Origin of the sequence: Chitinimonas sp., assembly GCF_041904975.1 — a bacterium.
Classification (GTDB): Bacteria; Pseudomonadota; Gammaproteobacteria; order Burkholderiales; family Chitinimonadaceae; genus Chitinimonas.
Genome location: NZ_JAYRLZ010000156.1, coordinates 1 through 7,124, shown reverse-complemented (window position 1 = coordinate 7,124; position 7,124 = coordinate 1). Strand labels below are relative to the sequence as shown.

Sequence of the window (7,124 nt, the reverse complement as noted above, 5' to 3'; positions counted from 1 at the left end):
GTCTGTAAGAGAGGCGTAATTGGCGTTGCTGTCGGAATGAATTCCGACCTACGCAATCAGGCGCTGTGCGGTATCGCCACGGTAGGCGCCGATTCGGCTGGCGCAAACACCACCAGCACATCGAGCGCTTCACGCACGTCGACAAAGCGGTGCGGGACGCGAGCCGGTACATGCAGGATGCTGCCGGCGCTGACCTCGATGCGATTGCCGTCGATCTCGAAGGCGCCTGCGCCACGGATCACGTAGTACAGCTCGTCTTCCTGATGCGGGCCTTGCGGGTCGGGGCTGCCCGGCTGCAGATGGTAGAGCCCGGCGCTCATGTCTTTGGCGCGCAGAAACTCATGGTAGGGCTCGGCCAGGGTTTGCCGGTCGGTGCTCAGTGCGTCGAGATGAAAGGTCTGCATGCAGGGCTCGCTGGAAGAGGGGGCAGTGCGCCGGTTTATAGCAGGGCGGTATCAAAGGCCAGCAGCAATTCGGTGTATTGCGGCTGGTGTGGCATGGGGCGGGTGTGGCCGGTGCGGACAAAGCCCAGGGTGTCATAAAAGCGCAGGGCAGTCTGGTTGGTTTCCACCACCCAGGCATTGATGCGCTCGGCACCTTGCTCGGCCAGCCAGCGGTTGGCCGTGTCGACCAGCCGTGCACCGGCGCCGCCACGGCGAAATGCCGGGTCTACCCACATATTGCAGATAAACGCATGGTCGCGCCGCCCGCCTTCCAGATAGGCACCGGTCATACCGACGGCGCGCCCGGCGCGGTACAGCACAAAGGTGGCGGCATCGTCGCTATCGGCATAGTGGGCGACATGCTCGGCCCAATACTGCTCGGGCCGGCTGGCGATCTCGGCATAGCGCGCACCGAAGGCATCGGGCGCGTTTTCCACGCCAGAGAGCCTCAGGCCGCGTAACACATCGGCTTGGTCGGCACGGATGCGTTGGATTTGTTCCTGCATTGATCGCTTTCCTGCAAATAACGTCAGCGAAATCTGTCGCTGCAGTGCTTCGCCCGGCAAAGCCGGGCGCTGACTATTCGTGGCGCTCAGAGAGGCGATCAATCCTGGATTGATCCCACTCCCCCCGCCCTCGCCGCCGCGAGGGAGCCTCGCTGCGCTCGTGGGCGGTAGTTCGTTTGATGCTTGCTGCGAGTTTGCCGTCCGAGCTAGCTGCTCGCATCCACGCGGTGGCTCGACTTCGGATAACGCTCGCCCTGCTTGCAATCTCACTGCACCGCCCCCTCTCCCCTCGCGGGAGAGGGTTGGGGAGAGGGGGAGGGGCTTACACTTCGTTGCCGATCGCGCGGCCGATCACCAGGCGTTGGATATCGCTAGTGCCTTCGTAGATCTGGCAGACGCGTACATCACGGTAGATACGCTCGACCGGGAAATCATTCAAGTAGCCGTAGCCACCGTGTATCTGGATTGCATCGGAACAGACCCGTTCGGCCATTTCCGAGGCGAACAGCTTGGCCATGCTGGCTTCTTTCAGGCAGGGCTGGCCGGCATCCTTCAGGCTGGCGGCGTGCCAGATCAGTTGCCGGGCGGCTTCCAGCTGGGTGGCCATATCGGCGAGGCGGAAGTTGACTGCCTGATGCTCGAAAATCGGCTTGTTGAAAGCGACGCGTTCCTTGCTGTAGCGCAGAGCGCATTCATAGGCCGAACGTGCCATGCCCAGCGCCTGGGCGGCGATGCCGATGCGGCCCGATTCCAAGCTGGCCAGTGCCACCTTGTAGCCTTCGCCTTCGCGGCCCAGCAGATTGGCTGCCGGTATGCGGCAGTCTTCCAGCAAGATGGCACAGGTGTCCGATGCCGCTTGGCCGAGCTTTTTCTCCACCCGCGCCACCACATAGCCCGGCGTATCGGTCGGTACGATAAAGGCACTGAGGCCCTTTTTTCCGGCTGCCGGGTCGGTGACGGCGATCACGATGGATAGCTTGCCGTTCTTGCCATTGGTAATGAATTGCTTGGCGCCGTTGAGCACATAGTGGTCGCCATCGCGCACTGCGCGGGTCTTGATCGCGCTGGCATCCGAACCTACCTGTGGCTCGGTCAGGCAGAAGCTGGCCAGCCATTCGCCTGTTGCAAGCTTCTTCAGATAGCTGTGCTTTTGCGCCTCCGTGCCAAAGGCCAGCAGCGGGCCGCAACCTACCGAGTTATGCACCGAGACGATGGTGGAAAACGCCCCATCGCCAGCCGCCAACTCTTCAATGGCAATGGCCGATGCCAGGTAATCGAGCCCGGCGCCGTCCCATTCCGGTGGCACGGTCAGGCCAAACAGGCCAAGTCCGGCGGCTTCGGCGACTTCCTCATGCGGAAAGGCATGCGCTTCATCGCGCGCCCCAGCCGTCGGCCACAAACGCTCGCGCGCAAAGTCGCGAACGCTGTCGCGGATCATCTGGTGTTCTTCGCTGAGGATCATGCTGTCTCCAAATTTTTGCTGCTCACTCGCGGTGAGGCGTGAGTGAAAAGTGAAACGTGACTTGCCGTTTTGCGGCATCGGTGAAACGTGGTGCGGCAACGCCGCACTGAATTTGAGCCGTAGGCGAACCACATTTCATGTTTCACCTATCACTTTTCACACGTCCCGCACCGCCACCCAGATCGCGTTTTCCAGGCTCATCACCAGATCGCCATGCTGGTTGAAGGTGCGCCAGGCCAGTTGCACCACGCCGAATTGCGGGCGTGAGCGCGAATGTTTGCGGCTCATCACGTCAAATTCGGTGCTGAGTACATCGCCCGGCTTGACCGGCTGGTGCCACATCAGCTTGTCGATCTGCAGACCTACCAAGCCATTGGCGATATTGGCCAGTTCGCTATTGGCGAGCATGCGCATGCTATAGGCGGCAGTCTGCCAGCCGCTTGCCACCAAGGTACCGAATACGCTGGCGGCGCCGGCTGCCTCATCGAGGTGGAAGTCCTGCGGGTCGTAGCGCTCGGCAAAGTCGCGCACTTCCGCCGCTTCCACCAGGATGGGGCCGGATTTGAACACCCGGCCGGGCTTGAGGTCTTCGAAATAAAGTTTCACTGCCTTACCATGAATGCTGTTTGCCGTTGTAGGCGAAATAACTACCCGAGCTGGCGGCATCGATGCTGGCAATGACCCGGCGCAAGCCATCCACGCTGGTGGCAACATCGATATCGGCGTCAGCGCCGCCCATATCCGTTTGCACCCAGCCCGGATCGAGCGCCACGGTGAATACACCGCTATCACGCAGGATCAGGGTTTGCTGGCGCACCACCATATTCAGGGCGGTCTTGCTGCAGCGGTAAAACGGCGCATTGCTCATTTGCAACTGGCCAAGGCTGGCCATGCTGGTGGACATAAAGCCCATCACGCCGCCTGCCTTGACCTTGCTGCCCAACAGGCCCGCGAGGCGCAGCGGTGCCAGCACATTGGTGCGCATGCCATCGAGAAAACTGGCCTCGTCCAGTGCTGCCGGGTCGCTGTCGCCGGTCGGGAAGATGCCGGCATTGATCACCACCACATCGAGTTCGCCCGCACGCAGGGAATCGGCCAGCGCCACACTGGCGGCTGCGTCGGTCACGTCAAGGCGGATCGCCTCGGCGCCCAGCTCGCGCAGCGCCTTGGCATCATTCAGCTTGCGGTGGGTGGCCAGCACGCGCCAGCCGTCTGCTCGGTACTGGCGCACCAGCTCATGGCCGATGCCACGGCTGGCACCGATAATCAGCGCGGTACCCATCAGATCAGCTCGATGGCTACAGCAGTGGCTTCGCCGCCGCCGATGCACAGGCTGGCTACGCCGCGCTGCTTGCCATACTGGCGCAGGGCGTAGATCAGGGTGGCGATGATGCGTGCGCCCGAAGCACCGATCGGGTGACCCAGCGCGGTGGCGCCGCCATGCACGTTCACCTTGTCGGCCGGCAGGTTCAATTCCACCATGGCGGCCATGGTGACGACGGCAAAGGCTTCGTTGATTTCGTACAGATCGACGCTGTCGGCGCTCCAGCCGGTTTGCTCGAACAGCTTCTTCATGGCGCCGACCGGGGCGGTGGTGAACCAGCCTGGCTCTTGCGCATGGCTGGCATGGCCGACGATGCGGGCCAGTGGCGTGAGGCCGCGCTTGGCCGCTTCCGATTCACGCATCATCACCAGGGCGGCGGCGCCATCGGAAATGGAGCTGGCATTGGCGGCGGTGACCGTGCCGTCCTTGCGGAAGGCAGGCTTGAGCGCCGGGATCTTTTCCGGCATGGCCTTGCCTGGCTGCTCGTCGGTGTCGATCAGGGTATCGCCCTTCTTGCCGGCAACCGTTACCGCCGCGATTTCCGCCTTGAACAGGCCATCCTTGATCGCATGCTGGGCACGGGTCAGCGAGCGCAGGGCGAATTCGTCCTGGGCTTCACGGCTGAACTGGTATTTGTCGGCGCATTGCTCGGCAAATACGCCCATCAGCTGGCCCTTGTCGTAAGCGTCTTCCAGACCGTCGAGGAACATATGGTCCTTGACTTCGCTATGGCCCAGACGCAGACCGGCGCGCACCTTGGGCAGGATGTAGGGCGCGTTGGACATGCTTTCCATGCCGCCTGCCACCATCACGCTATTGCTGCCAGCCTTGAGCAGGTCATGGGCCAGCATTACCGCCTTCATGCCCGAGCCACACATCTTGTTGATGGTGGTGCAGTTGGCCGACAGTGGCAGACCGGCACCGAGTGATGCCTGGCGGGCCGGGGCCTGGCCCTGGCCGGCGGGCAGCACATTGCCCATGATCACTTCTTCAACATCAGCAGGGGCAATGCCGGCGCGCTCGACCGCGGCTTTGATGGCGACAGCGCCGAGCTGGCCAGCCTTGAGGCTGTTGAAATCACCCATCAAGCCCCCCATCGGGGTGCGGGCGGCGGAAACGATGACGATGGAATCGGACATGGGGAGGCTCCTTCGGGGGGAAAGCGGGGTGAAAGGTGAAAAGTGAAGGGTGAAAGGTGGTGGTCAGCGCGGCAAATCCTTGCGGATTTCACAAGCCGCAACGCGGCATCACCTTTCACGTTTCACGACGTCGCTTGGTGACGTCTCACTTCGTCTCGTTAAACAACTCGCGACCAATCAGCATGCGGCGGATTTCGCTGGTGCCGGCACCGATTTCATACAGCTTGGCATCGCGCCACAGGCGCTCAACCGGGTATTCCTTGATATAGCCATTGCCACCGAGGGTCTGGATTGCTTCGCCTGCCATCCAGGTGGCTTTTTCGGCTGCGTACAGGATGGCGCCAGCGGCGTCCTTGCGGGTGGTTTCGCCGCGATCGAGCGCCTTGCCCACTGCATACACATAGGCGCGGGCGGCACTCCAGGTGGCGTACATATCGGCCAGCTTGCCCTGCATCAGTTCAAATTCGCCGATGGCCTGGCCGAACTGCTTGCGCTCGTGCACATAGGGCACCACCGCATCCATGCTGGCGGCCATGATGCCGAGCGAGCCGCCGGCCAGCACGGCGCGTTCATAGTCGAGGCCGCTCATCAGCACATTCACGCCACGGCCAACGGCGCCGAGCACGTTTTCTTCCGGCACTTCGACATTGTCGAAGAAGATCGGGTAGGTATTGGAGCCGCGCATGCCCAGCTTGTCGAGCTTGCTGCCATGGCTGAAGCCCCTGAAATTCTTCGGCTCGACCAGGAAGGCGGTCATGCCCTTGGAGCCGCCGTTCACATCGGTCTTGGCGTACACCACCATCACATCGGCATCGCCGCCATTGGTGATCCACATCTTGCTGCCATTGAGCACGTATTTGTCGCCCACCTTGTCGGCGCGCAGCTTCATGCTCACCACATCGGAGCCGGCATTCGGTTCGCTCATCGCCAAGGCGCCGACGTGCTCGCCGGAAATCAGCTTGGGCAGGTATTTGCGCTTTTGCGCATCATTACCGTTCTTGGCGATCTGGTTCACGCACAGATTGGAGTGGGCGCCGTAAGAGAGGCCGACCGAGGCCGAGCCGCGTGAGATTTCTTCCATCGCCACGATATGGGCCAGATAGCCCATATTGGTGCCGCCGAATTCTTCCGGCACGGTGAGGCCCAGCAGGCCCATTTCACCGAGCTTGCGCCACAGATCGGCCGGGAACAGGTTTTCCTCATCGATCTTGGCAGCACGCGGGGTGATTTCGGCTTCGACAAAACCACGCACTGCCTCACGCAGCATGTCGATGTCTTCACCAAGACCAAAATTCAGGGCGGGGATATGCATGGTCAGTTCCTGTCGAGCGGCGGGGCGCTCAGGTTTAGTCGGTCATTCCGGTCGCGTGCCACGGGCGCGCGTTCAACAGCTTACTCTAAGTGACGTTGACGTTAACGTCAATTTCACCGATCGAAAATTTGCCTTATTCCTGCAGCAGCGTCTTGGCGTCGTGTTCCAGCACGTCCATCTCGCGCAATACCGCATCGATATCGAGTCGCTGCTGCTCCAGCGCCTCGCGCTTGGGGCGCAGAAATTCCAGCAGCTTGGCCAATTGCGGCCGCTCGTCGCGGGCGGCGTCGTACAGATCGAACAGCTCGCGGGTTTCCTGCAGCGAAAAACCGAGCCGCTTGCCGCGCAGCACCAGTTTCAGCCGGGTGCGGTCGGCGCGGGTGAACACCCGGTTGCGCCCCTGGCGGCCCGGCGCCAGCAGGCCTTCGTGTTCGTAATGCCGGATGGCGCGCGGCGTCAGGTCGAATTCGCGCGCCAGTTCGGTAATGGTGTAGGTACGGTCGTCAGACATGGCGATCAGCGGGTGAAGATGGGATGAATCATCGGCCGAAGATAGCAGAGCGCCCCGCTGATGTCATAATCGGCGGTCTTTTTTTGCGCAGCGCACCATGCCTCATCGTCTTCGCTATCCCCTTCATGATGCCCTGCCGGCGCCGGGCGAGACGCTTGCCGTTGCGCCGGGTGTGCTCTGGTTGCGCATGCCGCTGCCGTTTGCCCTCAACCATATCAATCTGTGGCTGCTGCAAGACGCAGATGGCTGGTGTGCGGTGGATGCCGGCTACGACAGCGAGGAGACCCGCGCGCTTTGGGAGCGGCAGTTTGCCGGCATCATGGCCGGCCAGCCGCTTGCACGCGTAGTGGCTACCCACTACCACCCTGACCACATCGGCCTGGCCGACTGGCTGGCCAGCCGCTTCGCCGCCCCGTTTCATTGCAGC

The 7,124-nt window shown here is 62.2% G+C and carries 9 protein-coding genes; 1 reads left to right on the top strand and 8 read right to left on the bottom strand.

What is annotated here, in order from left to right:
* Positions 1 to 56: 56 nt before the first annotated feature.
* The 8 genes from ACE3OH_RS14300 to ACE3OH_RS14265 form a co-directional block, all read right to left on the bottom strand.
* Positions 57 to 404 carry a cupin domain-containing protein gene (locus ACE3OH_RS14300; RefSeq protein ID WP_374354127.1) on the bottom strand — a complete coding sequence of 116 codons (348 nt, stop codon included), beginning with the start codon at positions 402 to 404 and terminating at the stop codon, positions 57 to 59.
* Between the two features lie 35 nt (positions 405 to 439).
* Positions 440 to 949 carry a GNAT family N-acetyltransferase gene (locus ACE3OH_RS14295; RefSeq protein ID WP_374354124.1) on the bottom strand — a complete coding sequence of 170 codons (510 nt, stop codon included), beginning with the start codon at positions 947 to 949 and terminating at the stop codon, positions 440 to 442.
* A gap of 322 nt (positions 950 to 1,271) precedes the next feature.
* Positions 1,272 to 2,411, bottom strand: coding sequence for an acyl-CoA dehydrogenase family protein (locus tag ACE3OH_RS14290; RefSeq protein WP_374354121.1), 1,140 nt, complete (start codon positions 2,409 to 2,411; stop codon positions 1,272 to 1,274).
* Between the two features lie 156 nt (positions 2,412 to 2,567).
* Positions 2,568 to 3,017 (bottom strand): MaoC family dehydratase, encoded by a 450-nt coding sequence (locus tag ACE3OH_RS14285; protein ID WP_374354118.1) that lies wholly within the window; start codon positions 3,015 to 3,017, stop codon positions 2,568 to 2,570.
* Positions 3,018 to 3,021: 4 nt separating this feature from the next.
* Complete coding sequence (locus ACE3OH_RS14280; RefSeq protein ID WP_374354115.1) at positions 3,022 to 3,693, bottom strand: SDR family NAD(P)-dependent oxidoreductase; 672 nt, start codon at positions 3,691 to 3,693, stop codon at positions 3,022 to 3,024.
* Positions 3,693 to 4,874 carry an acetyl-CoA C-acetyltransferase gene (locus ACE3OH_RS14275; protein WP_374354112.1) on the bottom strand — a complete coding sequence of 394 codons (1,182 nt, stop codon included), beginning with the start codon at positions 4,872 to 4,874 and terminating at the stop codon, positions 3,693 to 3,695. The genes ACE3OH_RS14280 and ACE3OH_RS14275 overlap by 1 nt, the downstream gene beginning before the upstream one ends.
* A gap of 145 nt (positions 4,875 to 5,019) precedes the next feature.
* Positions 5,020 to 6,186, bottom strand: coding sequence for an isovaleryl-CoA dehydrogenase (locus tag ACE3OH_RS14270; protein ID WP_374354109.1), 1,167 nt, complete (start codon positions 6,184 to 6,186; stop codon positions 5,020 to 5,022).
* Positions 6,187 to 6,319: 133 nt separating this feature from the next.
* Positions 6,320 to 6,697: a MerR family DNA-binding transcriptional regulator gene (locus ACE3OH_RS14265; RefSeq protein ID WP_374354106.1), complete on the bottom strand. Its 378-nt coding sequence runs from the start codon at positions 6,695 to 6,697 to the stop codon at positions 6,320 to 6,322.
* A gap of 97 nt (positions 6,698 to 6,794) precedes the next feature.
* Here ACE3OH_RS14265 and ACE3OH_RS14260 point away from each other — a divergent pair.
* A partial coding sequence (locus tag ACE3OH_RS14260; protein ID WP_374354103.1) for an MBL fold metallo-hydrolase occupies positions 6,795 to 7,124 on the top strand: 330 nt, incomplete at its 3' end.